This is a genomic window from Sodalis sp. RH20, assembly GCF_047324205.1.
Taxonomy (GTDB): domain Bacteria; phylum Pseudomonadota; class Gammaproteobacteria; order Enterobacterales; family Enterobacteriaceae; genus Acerihabitans.
Genome location: NZ_CP178733.1, coordinates 4,450,197 through 4,465,911 on the forward strand (window position 1 = coordinate 4,450,197; position 15,715 = coordinate 4,465,911).

Below are 15,715 nucleotides of genomic sequence, written 5' to 3' on the forward strand. Positions count from 1 at the left end.
GGAATGCTGATAGGATCATATTAAATAGGTGGTACGTCCTTGTACCTTTGGGTAGGAACACTTAAGGAAGCCATAACCGCACAGTGAATATGCATTAGTCATCATTAGTCATGATTTCCAAAAATCATTACCAACGATATTTGTTACGTGTTTCCCAGTCCTTTACTTCCGTTTCCGCGGCTTCTTTACCGTAACCGTAACGTTCCTGGATCTTACCGATTAACTGATCGCGTTTACCTTCAACTACCGTCAGATCATCGTCAGTAAGCTTACCCCATTGTTCTTTCATTTTACCTTTGAACTGTTTCCAATTACCGCTGGCTTGATCTTTGTTCATCGGAGTTCTCCTTGGTTATCGGTTTCTCAGTCAACATCTGCCACTCCAGGTTTTGTTAGCGCATAGCGAGGACACGTATTGCGTCCCAAAACCTGCATGTCATAAGTTAACCCTATGTCTAAAGTATAGCAGGGGATTTGGCATAAGGTTTATTCAGCAGATGATTAGACCATATTGGCAGGGTTATAAACGCCGTATGGGCTATAAGGTGAAATAAAACAGTAGGTAGAAGGTATCAGCCCGTACACCGCTAATTGTAACTAAATATAAATACCGCTAGCGGCAGCGGCCGCGCCGCAGCACTTTTATGGCGGCGAACCCGCATTCCGCGTCGCCGGTTATCCGCCATAAAATCCTCGCTGACGCGGGATAAGGGATATTCAGGATGCCATGGAGCACCGTGAGTTAAATCCAGTTGCCGTTGCGGATAACGCCGACCGCTAAACCTTCGATGGACATTTCCTGCTCGCGCAAATCGACAATAATGGGCGAAAACTCGCTGTTTTCCGGTAGCAACTCAACGATGTTACCGTGTCTTTTCAGGCGTTTTACCGTGACCTCGTCATTGATTCGCGCCACCACGACCTGACCGTTATGGGCATCCTGGGTTTTATGCACCGCCAGCAGATCGCCGTCCATGATGCCGATATCCTTCATGGACATGCCGCTGACACGCAGCAGGAAATCCGCGTGGGGCTTAAACAGATCGGGATCGATCTGGTAATGGCTTTCGATATGCTGTTCGGCCAGCAGGGGTTCTCCGGCGGCCACGCGGCCGATCAGCGGCAGGCCGGTTTCTTCTTCTATCAATAACCGGATGCCGCGCGAGGCGCCGGAAACGATTTCAATGGCGCCCTTGCGCGCCAGCGCCTTAAGGTGCTCTTCGGCGGCGTTAGGGGATTTAAATCCCAGACGATGCGCGATCTCCGCCCGGGTCGGCGGCATGCCGGTTTGCGCAAGATGATCGCGGATGAGGTCAAATACCTCTTGTTGTCTGGCGGTTAATGCTTTCATTCCGTCCCCTGTTTGTTTATACAGTCTTTCTGTGAGTATATACAGGTCCGCAGCAATTGAAAACCACAAGCGTTGCAAAATGTGATAAAACCCTGCCGACGACCGGCCGCGCCGGCCATTTTAAGGAATATACCGCCATAACAGCGTTATCCACACGAACAGCGCCAAAACAATGGCCAGGGTCACCGCCGCCGAGCCCAGGTCCTTCGCCCGGCCAGAAAGTGGATGCAGCTCCGGCCCGATGCGATCCACCACCGCTTCAATAGCACTATTCACGATCTCAACGATCAGCACCAGCCATACCGAACCGATCAATAAAATCCGCGCCACGGGTTCTGGCTCCAGGTAACAGGCAAGGGCAACCGCCACCACGGCAACCACCACTTCCTGGCGAAAAGCGGCTTCATGCCGCCAGGCGGCGCGATATCCTTTTATGGAATAGCCCATGGCGTTAAAGATGCGCCGAAGTCCGTTGGTTTGGTTTGCCATAATTTTGCGCGCTAAAGAAAAATTGTGCCTATATTACCGTTTCTTCTCGTTCGCATCACCACAGATCTGTCGCGCGGTTTCTGGTATTCTTGTGGCGCAATGCTAACAAGAGGCTTCACGAAGATATGTCAGGCTGGCGTACTATTTATTATACGTTGTTGAATTTACCGCTCAGGCTACTGGTGCGGAGTAAAGCCATTCCCGCCAATCCCCGGCAAGAAGCCGGCTTGGACCCGCTGCGGCCAATGATGTATGTTTTGCCCTATAACTCCAAGACGGACCTGCTCACCCTGCGCGCGCAATGTCTGCAACTGGGGTTGTCCGATCCGCTGATACCGATAGAGATCGATGGCGTCGTCTTGCCGCGCTACGTCTTTATCCACGATGGCCCCCGTATTTTTCGCTATTTTTCCGAAAAACTGGAATCCGTGAAGCTGTTTCACGATTATCTGGATTTACATCGCAATAATCCGCAGCTTGATGTCCAGATGGTGCCGGTATCCGTTATGTTCGGACGATCGCCCGGCCGTGAAGCGCAGCTGAACCAGCCGGCGCCCCAGTTGCGCCTCCTCAATGGTTTCCAGAAGTTTATCGCCGTCTTGTGGTTGGGGCGCGACAGCTTTGTGCGTTTTTCCCGTCCGCTGTCCATGCGCTATATGGCGACCGAGCATGGCACCGATAAAACCATCGCGCAGAAGCTGGCACGCGTCGCCATGATTCATTTTGCCCGCCAACGCCTGGTGGCTGTGGGGCCGCGACTGCCTGTCCGTCAGGATTTATTTAATAAGCTGCTGGCGTCCAAGGCGATTGAAAAAGCCGTGGAGGACGAAGCCCGCGCCAAAAAAATCTCGACGGATAAAGCGCAGCAAAACGCCATCGAGCTGATGGAAGAAATTGCGGCGGATTTTTCCTATGAAGCCGTGCGCTTGTCGGATCGGGTATTAAGCTGGACCTGGAACCGGCTATACCAGGGCCTGCACGTGCGCAATGCCGAACGCGTCCGGCAACTGGCCGAGGACGGCCATGAGATTGTCTATGTGCCCTGTCACCGCAGCCATATGGATTATCTGCTGCTGTCCTATGTCCTGTATCATCAGGGGCTGGTGCCGCCGCATATCGCCGCCGGCATTAACCTGAACTTCTGGCCGGCGGGTCCGATTTTTCGTCGGCTGGGCGCGTTTTTTATCCGGCGTACCTTCAAGGGCAATAAACTTTACTCCACCATATTCCGCGAATATCTGGGTGAGTTATTTACCCGGGGTTATTCGGTGGAATATTTTATGGAAGGCGGGCGGTCGCGTACCGGGCGCCTGCTCGATCCCAAGACCGGCACATTGACCATGACCATCCAGGCGATGCTGCGCGGCGGCAACCGGCCTATTACGCTGGTGCCCATCTATGTCGGCTATGAACATGTTATGGAAGTGGCGACCTACGCCAAGGAATTACGGGGCGCCACCAAGGAAAAAGAAGGCTTTGTGCAGATGGTGCGCGGTTTACGTAAGTTACGCAACCTGGGACAGGGTTATGTCAATTTTGGCGAGCCGCTGTCGTTAAGCGCCTATCTTAACCAGCAGGTACCGCACTGGCGTGATTCCATCGACCCCATCGAAGCCCAGCGTCCCGGCTGGCTGGCGCCGGCGGTGGATGACATCGCCGCGAAAATCATGGTGCGCATTAATAACGCCGCGGCGGCAAACGCCATCAACCTGTGTTCCACGGTGTTGCTGGCCTCCCGCCAGCGTTCGTTAACCCGCGAGCAGCTTTTGCAGCAGTTGGCCTGCTATCTGGAACTGATGCGCAATGTGCCCTACGCCGATGACGTCACGGTGCCGGACACCACGGCGCAGGACCTATTGGAGCATGCCCTGGCGATGAACAAATTCAGCGTCGAGCAGGATACCATTGGCGATATCATCTACCTGTCCCGCGAGCAGGCGGTACTGATGACCTATTACCGCAATAATATCCAGCATCTGTTTATCCTGCCCGCGTTGGTCGCCAGTATCATTATCGGCCATCCCGGCATCGATCGCGCGCAGCTGGCACGCCGTATCGATTTGCTTTACCCACTGATGAAAGCCGAGCTGTTCATGCGCTACGAGACGTCGCAGCTCGGCCCGGTCATCGACGCGCTCATCGGGGAACTGTCGCGCCAGGAGCTGATTGCCGAGCGCGAGGGGCGGTTGTTCTTGAACCCTCCGCAATCATTTACCTTGCAACTGCTGGCGGCGGGCGTGCGCGAGACATTGCAACGGTATGCCATTACCTTTTCATTGCTGCGTTTTAATCCCCGGATCAATCGCGGCACATTGGAGAAGGAAAGCCGGATTATGGCCCAGCGACTTTCGGTGTTGCATGGCATCAACGCGCCGGAGTTTTTTGATAAAGCGGTATTCTCCACCCTGGTGGCGACGCTGCGGGATGAACATTATATTAGCGACACCGGCGATGCCATCGGCGAGAAGGTCAATGAGATGAGCGAAATCCTGAGCGAACTGATGACGCCGGAGGTACAGCTGACCATTAACAGCGCCAGCCTGCTGGCCGCAACGCCGGAAGACGCCTCCCCGTCCACGGTGTAAGAAAGCAACGGGCGTATGCCGACGCATCGCCCGTCTTTACCGCGCTGCTATAAACGGCCCTGGCCGAAAAAACTCAGGGCAATACCGATAAAAATCAGCATGCCCACCAGGTTATTGTTTAAAAAAGCTTTAAAACAGGCATCCCGTTCCCGCCGCGCGATCAGTTTTTGCTGATAGACAAATAACGCCCCCGCCAGCGCCAGGGACGTATAGAACATCACCCCCAGCGCAGACCGTATTCCCAGCCAGACCAGCAACAGCAGCGTCGCCGCTTGCAGCAGGCCGATAATCAGTTTGTCATGGCGCCCAAAAAGGATGGCGGTGGATTTGACGCCGATACGGATATCGTCATCGCGATCCACCATGGCGTACTGCGTATCGTACGCCACCGTCCAGAGGATATTGGCGGCAAACAGCAGCCAGCAGGAAAGAGGTAAGGACTCACTGACCGCCGCGTAGCCCATCGGTATCGACCAGCCGAACGCCGCGCCCAGCACCAGTTGCGGCAGATGGGTTACCCGCTTCATAAAGGGGTACGCCCAGGCCAGCGCCAGTCCCGCCACCGATAGCGCAATGGTCATGGTATTAAGCGTCAGCACCAGCCCAAACGACACCCCCACCAGGACCACAAAGATGATCTTGGCTTCTTTTTCGCTGATAAGACCGCTGGGCAAAGGGCGGGATGCCGTACGCTTGACGTGGCCGTCTATCTTGCGATCGGCATAATCATTGACGACACACCCCGCGGCGCGCATGAAAAACACCCCGAGGACAAATACCACCAGCGTGCCGAAAGCGGGCGTGCCGCTTCCCGCCAGCCATAAAGCCCACAGGGTCGGCCAAAGCAATAACAGAGAACCAATGGGTTTATCAATGCGCATCAGGCGGCACCAGGCCTGCCATTTGCCCATCGTGGCGCTTTGTTCCACTTATTTCTCCTTTACTTCATCATTCTCGCACGGCGCTTAACAATACAGCGGGGCTTGGGGTAAAAACAGTTCGGTCAGCAATAACGGCTTACCGTCCGGCCGCAGGCAGGAGCGCCGCGCCCACAGGCCGTCAGCGCGGCCCAGTTGGATAAAGTCCCGCTCCGGCGCCCGGCCGCGGAACAGCCAGCGGCCCAGGGGGATATCTCCCAGCGTGGTGAGCGCCCACTCCGCTCCGTTCATGGCGTTTTCGGGCACCAAGGTGCGGCCGGCCAGCCAGGGCCGTTCATCGCCGCATAAGACGATTTCGCGCAGCCAGTAGCGATCGCTTGGCGGCAACAGAGCGATATCGTCTCCCAGCGCCTGGGCCGGGAAATAACCTTCGCGGCCGCGGCGGATGGTAACCCGCCGGCAATGGCGCTCGAGGCGCCGGGTCATCGACCCTTGTTCCATCAACCAGTCCGCCAGGGCGGGCGATGGCGGCGGATCCTGGTCAGTCAGCCAGGTGATGGATGCCAATAAGGCGATAGAGGGATCGTCCGTCATCCTGTTCCCCATGGTTTCAGGTGGTCAGCTCCGATATTGTAGCTCAGAACGCCATTTTATTAACCTGCCGATGCGGGAAGAATGCGTTTCTTCAGGCGGCAATATACCGGTCGCCGGGCGCTAAGGCGCCGGCGGCAAAAAAAAGGCCTCCGCAGGGAGGCCGTTAAAATCAGATCTGCCCGCCGCTATTCCAGCGCCGGCGAACGTTCTTCGGTTAGACCGTACAGATAGTATTTCCGGCCGACCATCTGGCCGCCGTCACGCGTCAGCGGGATCCAGTTCAGCTGCGCCCGGCTGCGGTTCGGCGTCGGCGTCAGCAGATCCAACGGAATCGAGAGATAGAATCCTTTGGTAAACGACCCTTCGCCATAGTCCTCTTTGGAGACATTGGTAAAGGTGGCAAAGGCGCCGGCGGTGACCCCGCTGTCGAAGCGGCGCGAGACATCGAAGGTGACGCCCTTATCCTTGGCCAGGTATCGTCCGACGCTGGCTTTAACCAGTACGCCGTCCAAAAAGCCGGGCTGCCAGTAGCCGGTCAGGTTGCCGGTCGCCACGGTATAGTCGGCGAACTGCATCATATTGTCCCAGTCGCGCTGCTTGACGTAGTTACCGTCAAGACCCACCGCCCAGTTCTTGTCCAGCGGGCGATACAGTACTTCACCGCCGACGCCGCCGTACATCATTTCCAGGTAGCCGCCGTAGAGCTGGCCGTACCAGCCGTCGCCCAGGCGATCCATATAGGTGGTTTGCAGGTTGCTGATATAAACATCGTTCTGCACATATTCCCGAATCCGGGTACGGACGCGCGGCAAATGCGAGTCGCTCGGCGGCGCGGTGAACTTAAACCGGTCATAGTTATTGGTGATATTGCCGAACAGGGTACCGGAAGTCACCCAGTGGTCGGTCAGCCAATAATTGGCCGAGCCTTCGACGCCGATTTGATACATATAAAACGATTCCGGCCCGCCGAACGATTGGTTAAGCACCGGCGCCCAGCCAAGCTGCAGGCGGTCCCGTTCGATATAGTAACCCTGTTCGGCGTTTTTCGGCACATCCGGCTCGGTGCGGCGCTGCTTGAGCGGCTGCTCATGCCCCAGGGGGTAGCCCGCCAGCGTGTCTTGCAAACTCTTCACGTCGGTTTCCGTGGTCACCAGCGGCAGGTTCTGCCGGGTCTGGGTCACCTTCAGCTTATCGATATTCTCCGGCAGGTTATTGACCAGGATCCGATTGGCGCGATCGACACCCTCTGCATTATCCCGGTACTTATACTGCTCGCCGGTCATATACAAGGTGCGATCTTTAACCTGGATATGCGGGCCGGCAAAACCGGCGTTGCTGTCCATATCGGTCAGCTGCTGCGCCACCACCTGATGCTGGAGCATGTCGGTCTGCGGCTGCGGCGCATATGCCGGTTTTTCGCTGTCGCGGTGCTGCTGGGTCAGGTCGTTAAAGTTGGTGCGAAGCGTCACGCCGAACATCACGGTATTGCCGCGTTCATAGCTCAGGTTAAGATCCGTCCATTTGCCAAGCCGGTATATGGCGCCGACATTGACCGGCGAGTCCTGCTTCAGCCGGCCGGCAAAATCCCCTTCGTAATCATTGCCTTCATATTCCAGCTTAAGGCGCAGCGGCTGCCACGGCGTTTGGTATTCCACGCCGCCAAACAGCGAGGCCGGGCCATGGAAGAAGTCGCCGCCGTTAAATGAACCGGCGCTGCGGTGGGCATTATTGCGGGTACAGTAGCCATCGGAAACTTCGCAGAACGGGTTTTTCACATTGCCGCTATTGCCCAGGTAGCCCCAACCAAGCCCCAGGGTGAAGTCCAGGGGGCCCCAGGCTTTGCTGGCGGCGATAAACTCGCTGTCAAACAGGCCGGTACCGCCAAAATCACGGATACCCACCGATGTCTCGGGCAGCCAGTATCCTTCCTCCCATAACCGCAGCTTGAAATCGATGCCCTTATCTTTATAGGTTTGATCGCCGCTGAAGTTCTCATTGCCGCTGTATTGCCGGGTACGGACGTCGGTATAGCGGATAGTACTTTCAAGCCAGGGGAACAGCTGCACGTTGATGGAATAAAAGCGGTACTGATCGTTATCCCGGTAGTTCAGGCTGAATTCACCGTCCTTCGCCATGCGCCCGGAGGGGGTTTGCAATAATCCGGCGCCGCCCATATCCATCTGCGATGGCCCCAGCGGCTCGGTATAGGAGGCCGCCTGGCAAGCGGAGGCCACTGACAGCGCGATGAGACTTAATAGATATTGTGTTTTCATCAGTCAGGGATCCGGTGTGTCAGCAAGGAAACAATTTTTTCGTTTACGTCCTGATAGGCCCGCGGCAATGACCACGAGGAAAAACCCACGTAAATCGCACTGCCCGGCGCCACTTCATTGTGGCGCCGGTTCCAGTAGGCCACCGGCACCGATTTGGCCTGCCCATCCGGCAGGATTATCCAGGCATAACTTCTTTCGGCTCCGCTCAGGCGCTGGTGGGTCTGCAGATAATCATCCGCATCGCGACCCACCTGAAACGGCTGTGAACCGGTGGGCGTCACCGCGCCGAACACATAAACGCTGGTCGGCTTAGCCAGCGTATACAGGCTGTAGTCGCCCACGAGCCTGCGGTTGGCGCCGGTCTGCAGGCGAATCACGTCCGCGTCCAGCGAGACGAACTGACGCCCGGTCACCTTCAGGGCGGCGATCTGGCCGCGCACCCGATCAACGGCATCGGCCAGATCCAAGTCGTTGTCCTGGCGGAAATCGGCGCTCAGGGCGCTCAGGCGCGCCAGCAATTGCCGCTGTTGCTCCTGCTGGACGGCGGTGGCCAGGTTTTCCGCGATAACGGTGCCGGGCCACCAGGTACGCCCGGCCAGTTTCGGATCCAGGGTCAGCTGCTGGAGGGTATTAATCCCCGTCAGGACCACGGGCTGCGATTGACCTGGAGAATAAACCGCCACACGACTGTCGGCTGCGGCGGAGGCAATAAAACCAGCACATAAACTCACTACGAGTAAGAGTTGTTTTTTCATGGCTTATAAGGATTTAAAGTGATGGTTTCAATCGGGAAATTACCCGGCCCGACATATTGTTGGGCTTTGCGCACGGCGCCGGTGCCTGGTTCGATCCAAAAGCGGTTTTGATAATGCGTGTTGAGCTCGGCCACCGTAACATCCTCATTGATGACGCGGTAGGCGTGCGGCGCATTCAATACGGTAATAGTCTCGGTGCCCGCCAGGGTGAAACGGGAGGTCAGGGTTGCCGAACGTAGTTGTTTATCTTCCGTCCAGGACTGGATGCGGGTCCATTCAGTGCCGTCGGTAATCCTTTGAGCGTGGGCCAGCGGATCGGAGGCCAGGTTGGTGACTTCGAGGAGATTATCGGGCAGGCCCAGGGTTTTGATCAGGCGACCATTGCGGGTCACCAGCATGGCTTTATCGCGCGAAACCCATTTTAAATCGCCGTTTTCGGCATAAGCCAAGACCATGAAGATCTGCGCGCCGTCATTGATGCGCGCGTAAATACTGGCGTAGGGAATGTCATGGACCTGCTCCGGCGTTAACTCAACGTCCGGCGTGCCGAACAGCGCCAGTTTGAATGTTTCACCAATACCTTGTTGCGACTGACTGCAAGCGGCCACCAGAAAGCACACCACCACCATAAATAAATAGCGCACGTCGTTTATCCCAAACGAAAGGAGACCAAAAAATAACCACACTTGCGTGTGGTTATCGAATAGTTATTATTACTGCACCGTTGAGGTGGTGGTGCCGGTACCGGTATTGCCATTACCGTCACCGTTATCGTCATTATGAGCGCCGATTAAGGCCACTCCAGCTAACAGTGCGACCGCACCAACGCCGACTGCCGTGGCAGCCCCGGCGCTCAGACCAGAAGCAGTCTCGGTGTTACCGCTACTGTTACCCGGCGTGGCAGCTAACGCATAAGAACCACTAGCCATCAACATTGCAGCCATTACTACACTAAACAGTTTATTCATATTTATTACCTTTGATTCATGAGGATGATGACTATAAAGCAATGAAATGATGATTTGCCTTATATAAGCATCATAAAGGAATATAATGCAATAAAATATATCTTGCATTCATCATCCCTGATTTAGCCGAAAAAATGCGCGACACCGCATTGGTACGCGGCAAAGTAGTGAAATGCCCTCTTTTGTTGCATGAAAGCAAAATTAATCACCAGTAATGCGATTTAGGGCACAATTTTTCGGTGAATGAGAAGTTCACGCCAAGGGGCAAAATCAGATAATTCCGCTGTCAGTACCTCAATGAGGAGGCTTATACGCCCAAAAGTATATAAGCCGTCTGCGTGTTTTAAAATAAGGCCTTAGAGCCGGTTTTTATATTCCCTGCCCGCAACGATGCGCCTTATTCTGAAAACTAGCGCCATGGGTTTTTAGGAAAATCCTTAAAGAGTGCCAAAAAGCCGCCAAGTAACAAACAGTTAACACCACGGCTGTTTTCTGCAACACCCGGCGCAAGCAGCGCAACCGCCGGGGACGCCGGCCCCCCGGCGGCCGTTCCCTGGCCGTCCTGCAAGGCCTTCGGCGCGTATCAGCCGCGCCAGTTTTTAAAGCGGTTAATCAGGCCATTGGTGGAGCTGTCATGGCTGGTGACCCGGTCATCGGCCGCCAGTTCCGGCAGGATCCGGTTCGCCAGCTGTTTACCCAGTTCCACGCCCCATTGGTCAAAGGTGTAGATGTTCAGGATAACGCCCTGGGTGAAGATTTTATGTTCATACAGCGCAATCAGCGCGCCCAGGCTGTAAGGGGTGATTTCCCTGAGCAGTATGGAATTGGTCGGCCGATTGCCGGCGAAGACTTTGAAAGGCGCCACGTGCCCGACCTGATCCGGGGTTTTACCCGCCGCCGCGAATTCGTCCTCGACCACCTGCAAAGATTTACCAAACGCCAGGGCCTCAGTTTGCGCAAAGAAGTTCGACAGCAGCTTGGCGTGATGATCGCTGAGCGGATTATGGCTTATCGCCGGGGCGATAAAATCGCAGGGGACCACTTTGGTGCCCTGGTGAATCAGCTGGTAAAAGGCATGCTGGCCGTTGGTGCCCGGTTCACCCCAAATAATCGGGCCGGTTTGGTAATCCACCGGATGGCCGTTGCGATCCACGTACTTGCCGTTGGACTCCATATTACCCTGCTGGAAATACGCGGGGAAACGGTGCATATACTGATCGTAGGGCAGGATGGCTTCTGTTTCCATGCCGTAGAAATTGTTATACCAAATGCCGATCAAGGCCAGCAGCACCGGCAGGTTTTGTTCCGCCGGGGTGTCCCGGAAATGACGATCCATGGCATGGGCGCCGCTGAGCAGCTGTTCAAAATTGTCAAAACCCACGGACAAGGCAATGGACAGGCCGATGGCCGACCACAGGGAATAACGGCCGCCGACCCAGTCCCAGAACTCAAACATATTGTCGGTATCGATGCCGAATTCACCCACGGCCTTGGCATTGGTGGACAGGGCGGCAAAGTGCCTGGCGACGTGTTTTTCATCGCCGGCGGTCTGCAGGAACCAATCGCGCGCGCTGTGGGCGTTGGTCATGGTTTCCTGGGTGGTAAAGGTTTTCGACGCCACCAGGAACAGGGTGGTGGCCGGGTCGAGGTGCTTGACCGTTTCGGCGATATGGGTGCCGTCGACATTGGATACGAAGTGCATGGTCAGGTGGTTTTTAAACGGGCGCAGCGCTTCGGTCGCCATATAAGGCCCGAGATCCGAGCCGCCGATACCGATATTCACCACGTCGGTGATCGCTTTGCCGGTATAGCCTTTCCATTCACCGCCGATGACCCGGTGGCAGAATTGCTTGATCTTGGCCAATACCGCGTTCACATCCGGCATCACGTCTTTGCCGTCCACCAGGATCGGCGTGTTGCTGCGGTTACGCAGGGCCACGTGCAACACCGCGCGATCTTCGGTGCGGTTGATCTTTTCACCGGAGAACATCGACTTGATGGCCCCGTCGAGATCGCACTCCCGGGCCAGGGCCTGCAATTTTTCCAGCGTTTCATGGGTAATGCGATTTTTGGAATAATCGACCAGCATCTGGTCGTCAAAGGTGGCGGAGAAGGTGTCGAAACGGGAGTTGTCCCTGGCGAACAGTTCGCTGATGGTAACATCCTTCATGTGTTCAAAATGCTGCTGCAGCGCTTTCCAGGCCGCGGTGTGGCTAGGGTTTATGTTTTTCATAGGCAACGCTCTTATTGAGAATAAAAAGACGTGATGACAATGATTGTATCGCGTAGCTCACGAGTTGCGACCCCTTTTCTTGCGATTGCCCTCTTTTCAGGATAAATGCGTTTGCATCATGCGCTGCCCGTTGACACCGGGGTAATTACCCGCTATTTGTAAGGTCCTAGTAGCGCACCCGTTGCGTGAACCAGAAGAGGCGCGTCGCCCAGGCAAGGTTTCGGAGGATCCGTTTTCCGCTGATGAAACCCAAGGGGGAGCGACGCCGAGGCAGCGTACGGCAAACGGGCCGGCGTTACCGGCCGCATGGGCTGAATCCCATGGGTTGTCACCGGCATTTTCGCCATTGGCGATAGGCACGGTGGGGCGCTTCTGGGTGTACCGTAGTCTTCTACGCCTGCTCCCTGTTTCCCGCCCCTGACTCGTGCCAAAAGCTTAATATGTTGTCATCAAGGATGGCATCCTGACACGAGGCATTAGAGGCATTAATAGCATGGCAGAATCAATACAGTCCCCTATCGTGGCGAAGTTCGGCGGCACCAGCGTCGCCGATTACGACGCGATGAACCGCAGCGCGGATATCGTGCTGTCCAATGCCGCCGTCCGTCTGGTGGTGTTGTCCGCCTCGGCGGGCGTCACCAATTTGCTGGTGGCGCTGGCTGAAGGCAAAGAACCCGAGCGCCGCGCCTTTCATCTGGATGAAATCCGCCGCATCCAGTATGCCATTATCGACCGGCTGGCCGATTCGCGGGTGATTCGCGAGGAAATTGACCGCATGCTCGATAATATCGCCATGCTGTCCGAGGCGGCGGGCCTCGCCACATCCCATGCCCTGACCGATGAGCTGGTCAGCCACGGCGAACTGATGTCGACGCTGCTGTTCGTTGAGGTGCTGCGCCAGCGCCAGGCGCAGGCCAAATGGTTCGATATTCGCAAGGTGATGCGTACCAATGACCGTTTCGGCCATGCCGAGCCGGAGATCGCCGTCCTGAAGGAATTAACCCAAAGCCTGCTGCTGCCGCGCATCGACGCGGCGCTGATCATTACCCAGGGCTTTATCGGCAGTGAGGCCAAAGGGCGCACCACCACGTTGGGACGGGGCGGCAGCGATTATACCGCCGCCCTGCTGGGCGAAGCGCTGCAGGCCCAGCGCATCGACATCTGGACCGATGTGCCCGGTATCTATACCACCGACCCGCGCGTCGTGCCCGAGGCCAAGCGCATTGATGAAATCAGTTTCGAGGAGGCGGCGGAAATGGCCACCTTCGGCGCCAAAATCCTGCATCCCGCCACCTTGTTGCCGGCGGTGCGCAGCGATATTCCGGTTTTTGTCGGGTCCAGTAAGGACCCTCATGCCGGCGGCACCCTGGTGTGCAATAAAACGCTCAATCCACCGCTGTTCCGCGCCATTGCCCTGCGCCGCCGGCAAACGCTGCTGACCCTGCACAGTCTGAATATGCTGCAGGCGCGCGGATTCCTGGCCGAAGTGTTCAATATCCTGGCGCGCCATTATATTTCCGTGGATTTGATTACCACGTCCGAGGTGAGCGTGGCGCTGACCATGGACACCACGGGATCGACTTCGTCCAGCGCCAGCCTGTTGACCACGTCCCTGCTGACGGAACTCTCATCCCTGTGCCGGGTGGAGGTTGAAGAGAACCTGGCGCTGATCGCCCTGATCGGCAATAAGCTCTCCCAGGCCTGCGGGGTGGGTAAAGATGTATTTGGCGTACTGGACCCGTTTAATATCCGGCTGATCTGCTATGGCGCCAGCAGCCATAACCTGTGCCTGCTGGTGCCGGGACAGGACGCGGAACAAGTGGTCAAGACCCTGCACCACAACCTGTTTGGTTGACGTTATCCCCGCACGGGCGCCTGGGCGCCCGGACCAACCAGGGATGACGGGCCTTTAGAGCGGGGTGGATGCTTTGTCGCGCCGCTCCTCATTCTCTTCCGCCTCGTCCTCTTCATTGAGTTCCAACGCGTTATAGGCCACCGAACAGAATAGGGAGTTCATCCGCTTCATATCCCCGAGCAGCCCAAGGTGCAGCGAACTGGTTTCCAGGCTCTGCACATTTTGCTGGTGGAGGCGATCCACATGGGCATGGGCATAGCGCCGGTCGGTAATGCGAAACCGATGTTTGGCGCGGCGCAGGCGCCGCGCGCTGGTGATATCGCCGGTCAGGAACACCGACAGGCTCAGGCGCAGGTTGGACATCAGCTGTTCGTGCAGCGTATCAAGCTCCTGCAGCCCCTCGGTGGAAAAGGCCCGGCGCGTGGCCAGAGACTTGGCGGCCACATCCCCGGCCATGCGCTCGATAATATCCCCGGCCTGTTCCAGGTTGAGCGCCATTTCGATAATCTCGGCCCAGCGGCGGGAATCCGCTTCCTCCAGATCCTCTTTCGGCATCTGGGCCAGGTAGAGTTTGATGGCGGTGTAGAGCACGTCGACATCATCATCCAGCCGGCGTATTTCCCGGTCTTTATTCGGCTGGCCGTGCAGCACTTCACGAAGCAGCAGCAGCATGCTTTCCACCACATCGCCCATGCGCAGTGTTTCCCGTGAGGCATTGGCCAGCGCCAGCGCGGGCGTATCCAGGGCGCTGGTATCCAGATGACGCGGGCGCACGCCCACGTCGCCGACCGCCGTATCGCCGATCCATTGTGTACATAAGCGCGCCATCGGCCCGGCGAACGGCACCAGGAGCAGGCAGCGAATCAGGTTATAAAAAACATGGAAATAGATCACCAGCTCCGAGGCGCTGACCGGCAGGCGCCCAAGCAGGCCGGCCAGGAATGAGATGGCCGGCAATACCACCAGGCCGCCCACCAGCTTGAACAGCAGGCTGCCCAGCGCCACGCGTTTGCCTTCCGCGTTTTGCCCGCTGGCGTTGATCATCGCCAGGATGCCGCTGCCCAGGTTGGCGCCGATAACCAGGCACAGGGCCACCTTAAAGGAAATCACATCGGTGGCGGTCAGCGTCGCGGTCAGCAGCACCGCCGCCAGGCTTGAGTAGCTGATAATGGCGAACAGCGCGCCGAGCAGGGCGTCGAGCACCACATCGCCGGTCAGTGATGAGAACAGCACCTTGACGCCGTTGGCCTGGGTAATGGGGGTCGAGGCGGCGACAATCAGCTCCAGCGCCAGCAGGATCAGGCCCAGGCCGATACACACCCGGCCTATCTGGCCGACGCGCGATTGCTTACGGCTCAGGAACAGGCAGACGCCGATAAAGATCAGCAGGGGGGAGAGCCAGGATAAGTCAAACGTCAGCACCCGGGCCATCAGCGCGGTACCGACATCGGCGCCCAGGATAATCACCAGGGCCGGCGTCAGCGCCACCAGGCCCTGGGCGACAAACGAGGTGACCAGCATTGCCGTGGCGTTACTGCTTTGGACCAGCGCCGTAACGCCGATGCCCGCCATGAACGCCATCGGTTTTTTTTCTACGCTTCTGCTCAGCACCTGCCGCAGGCGGGCACCGTAGACACGCATGATCCCGGTACGGACAATATGCGTCCCCCAAACCAGCAGCGCTACCGCGGAAAGCAGATGCAACAATGTTAACACGCTTCTTACAACTCCTTG

General features: G+C 56.9%; 13 protein-coding genes and 1 riboswitch. Of the genes, 2 read left to right on the top strand and 11 right to left on the bottom strand.

The genetic code is table 11. The annotated features are described in order from the left end of the window. Positions 1 to 127: 127 nt before the first annotated feature. The 3 genes from ACL2XM_RS20310 to ACL2XM_RS20320 form a co-directional block, all read right to left on the bottom strand. The gene (locus tag ACL2XM_RS20310) at positions 128 to 337 is read right to left on the bottom strand and encodes a CsbD family protein (protein ID WP_413721840.1); all 210 of its coding nucleotides are present in this window, start codon (positions 335 to 337) and stop codon (positions 128 to 130) included. 405 nt (positions 338 to 742) lie between these two features. Further along, entirely contained in the window at positions 743 to 1,351 is a 609-nt protein-coding gene (gene lexA / locus ACL2XM_RS20315) for a transcriptional repressor LexA (RefSeq protein ID WP_410012624.1), read from the bottom strand. Positions 1,352 to 1,471: 120 nt separating this feature from the next. Then, complete coding sequence (locus ACL2XM_RS20320; protein ID WP_413721839.1) at positions 1,472 to 1,840, bottom strand: diacylglycerol kinase; 369 nt, start codon at positions 1,838 to 1,840, stop codon at positions 1,472 to 1,474. A gap of 125 nt (positions 1,841 to 1,965) precedes the next feature. On the opposite strand from ACL2XM_RS20320, the gene plsB reads away from it, so the two are divergent. After that, entirely contained in the window at positions 1,966 to 4,425 is a 2,460-nt protein-coding gene (gene plsB / locus ACL2XM_RS20325) for a glycerol-3-phosphate 1-O-acyltransferase PlsB (RefSeq protein ID WP_413731513.1), read from the top strand. A 47-nt stretch (positions 4,426 to 4,472) separates the two neighbouring features. On the opposite strand, the gene ubiA is transcribed toward plsB, so the two are convergent. From ubiA to pgi, 7 genes are all read right to left on the bottom strand, one after another. Beyond that, positions 4,473 to 5,336, bottom strand: a complete 864-nt coding sequence (gene ubiA, locus ACL2XM_RS20330) for a 4-hydroxybenzoate octaprenyltransferase (protein ID WP_410016660.1) — start codon at positions 5,334 to 5,336, stop codon at positions 4,473 to 4,475. A 54-nt stretch (positions 5,337 to 5,390) separates the two neighbouring features. Beyond that, on the bottom strand, positions 5,391 to 5,897 hold the full coding sequence (gene ubiC, locus ACL2XM_RS20335) for a chorismate lyase (RefSeq protein WP_413727379.1): 507 nt from the start codon (positions 5,895 to 5,897) through the stop codon (positions 5,391 to 5,393). 185 nt (positions 5,898 to 6,082) lie between these two features. Beyond that, the gene (locus ACL2XM_RS20340) at positions 6,083 to 8,170 is read right to left on the bottom strand and encodes a YjbH domain-containing protein (protein WP_413729089.1); all 2,088 of its coding nucleotides are present in this window, start codon (positions 8,168 to 8,170) and stop codon (positions 6,083 to 6,085) included. Further along, positions 8,170 to 8,925 (bottom strand): capsule biosynthesis GfcC D2 domain-containing protein, encoded by a 756-nt coding sequence (locus tag ACL2XM_RS20345; protein ID WP_410012629.1) that lies wholly within the window; start codon positions 8,923 to 8,925, stop codon positions 8,170 to 8,172. The genes ACL2XM_RS20340 and ACL2XM_RS20345 overlap by 1 nt, the downstream gene beginning before the upstream one ends. Next, complete coding sequence (locus ACL2XM_RS20350) at positions 8,922 to 9,569, bottom strand: YjbF family lipoprotein (RefSeq protein WP_410012630.1); 648 nt, start codon at positions 9,567 to 9,569, stop codon at positions 8,922 to 8,924. The genes ACL2XM_RS20345 and ACL2XM_RS20350 overlap by 4 nt, the downstream gene beginning before the upstream one ends. A 69-nt stretch (positions 9,570 to 9,638) precedes the next feature. Further along, a complete protein-coding gene (gene yjbE, locus ACL2XM_RS20355) occupies positions 9,639 to 10,001 on the bottom strand; it encodes an exopolysaccharide production protein YjbE (RefSeq protein ID WP_410012631.1) in 363 nt (120 codons plus the stop codon). A gap of 475 nt (positions 10,002 to 10,476) precedes the next feature. Next, positions 10,477 to 12,126 carry a glucose-6-phosphate isomerase gene (gene pgi, locus ACL2XM_RS20360; protein WP_410012632.1) on the bottom strand — a complete coding sequence of 550 codons (1,650 nt, stop codon included), beginning with the start codon at positions 12,124 to 12,126 and terminating at the stop codon, positions 10,477 to 10,479. A gap of 186 nt (positions 12,127 to 12,312) precedes the next feature. Beyond that, positions 12,313 to 12,506, top strand: a riboswitch (Lysine riboswitch). 113 nt (positions 12,507 to 12,619) lie between these two features. On the opposite strand from pgi, the gene lysC reads away from it, so the two are divergent. Beyond that, positions 12,620 to 13,981 (top strand): lysine-sensitive aspartokinase 3, encoded by a 1,362-nt coding sequence (lysC, locus tag ACL2XM_RS20365; protein ID WP_413731516.1) that lies wholly within the window; start codon positions 12,620 to 12,622, stop codon positions 13,979 to 13,981. A 54-nt stretch (positions 13,982 to 14,035) separates the two neighbouring features. On the opposite strand, the gene ACL2XM_RS20370 is transcribed toward lysC, so the two are convergent. After that, the gene (locus ACL2XM_RS20370) at positions 14,036 to 15,697 is read right to left on the bottom strand and encodes a Na/Pi cotransporter family protein (RefSeq protein ID WP_410012634.1); all 1,662 of its coding nucleotides are present in this window, start codon (positions 15,695 to 15,697) and stop codon (positions 14,036 to 14,038) included. Positions 15,698 to 15,715: the final 18 nt, after the last annotated feature.

What these genes read in the sequence shown, in the direction of transcription:
- lysC (WP_413731516.1), top strand. Translation starts at nt 12,620, where the DNA reads ATGGCAGAATCAATACAGTCCCCTATCGTGGCGAAGTTCGGCGGCACC.
- ubiA (WP_410016660.1), bottom strand. Translation starts at nt 5,336, where the DNA reads ATGGGCAAATGGCAGGCCTGGTGCCGCCTGATGCGCATTGATAAACCC.
- ubiC (WP_413727379.1), bottom strand. Translation starts at nt 5,897, where the DNA reads ATGACGGACGATCCCTCTATCGCCTTATTGGCATCCATCACCTGGCTG.
- ACL2XM_RS20340 (WP_413729089.1), bottom strand. Translation starts at nt 8,170, where the DNA reads ATGAAAACACAATATCTATTAAGTCTCATCGCGCTGTCAGTGGCCTCC.
- lexA (WP_410012624.1), bottom strand. Translation starts at nt 1,351, where the DNA reads ATGAAAGCATTAACCGCCAGACAACAAGAGGTATTTGACCTCATCCGC.
- ACL2XM_RS20345 (WP_410012629.1), bottom strand. Translation starts at nt 8,925, where the DNA reads ATGAAAAAACAACTCTTACTCGTAGTGAGTTTATGTGCTGGTTTTATT.
- plsB (WP_413731513.1), top strand. Translation starts at nt 1,966, where the DNA reads ATGTCAGGCTGGCGTACTATTTATTATACGTTGTTGAATTTACCGCTC.
- pgi (WP_410012632.1), bottom strand. Translation starts at nt 12,126, where the DNA reads ATGAAAAACATAAACCCTAGCCACACCGCGGCCTGGAAAGCGCTGCAG.
- ACL2XM_RS20320 (WP_413721839.1), bottom strand. Translation starts at nt 1,840, where the DNA reads ATGGCAAACCAAACCAACGGACTTCGGCGCATCTTTAACGCCATGGGC.
- ACL2XM_RS20310 (WP_413721840.1), bottom strand. Translation starts at nt 337, where the DNA reads ATGAACAAAGATCAAGCCAGCGGTAATTGGAAACAGTTCAAAGGTAAA.
- yjbE (WP_410012631.1), bottom strand. Translation starts at nt 10,001, where the DNA reads ATGCAAGATATATTTTATTGCATTATATTCCTTTATGATGCTTATATA.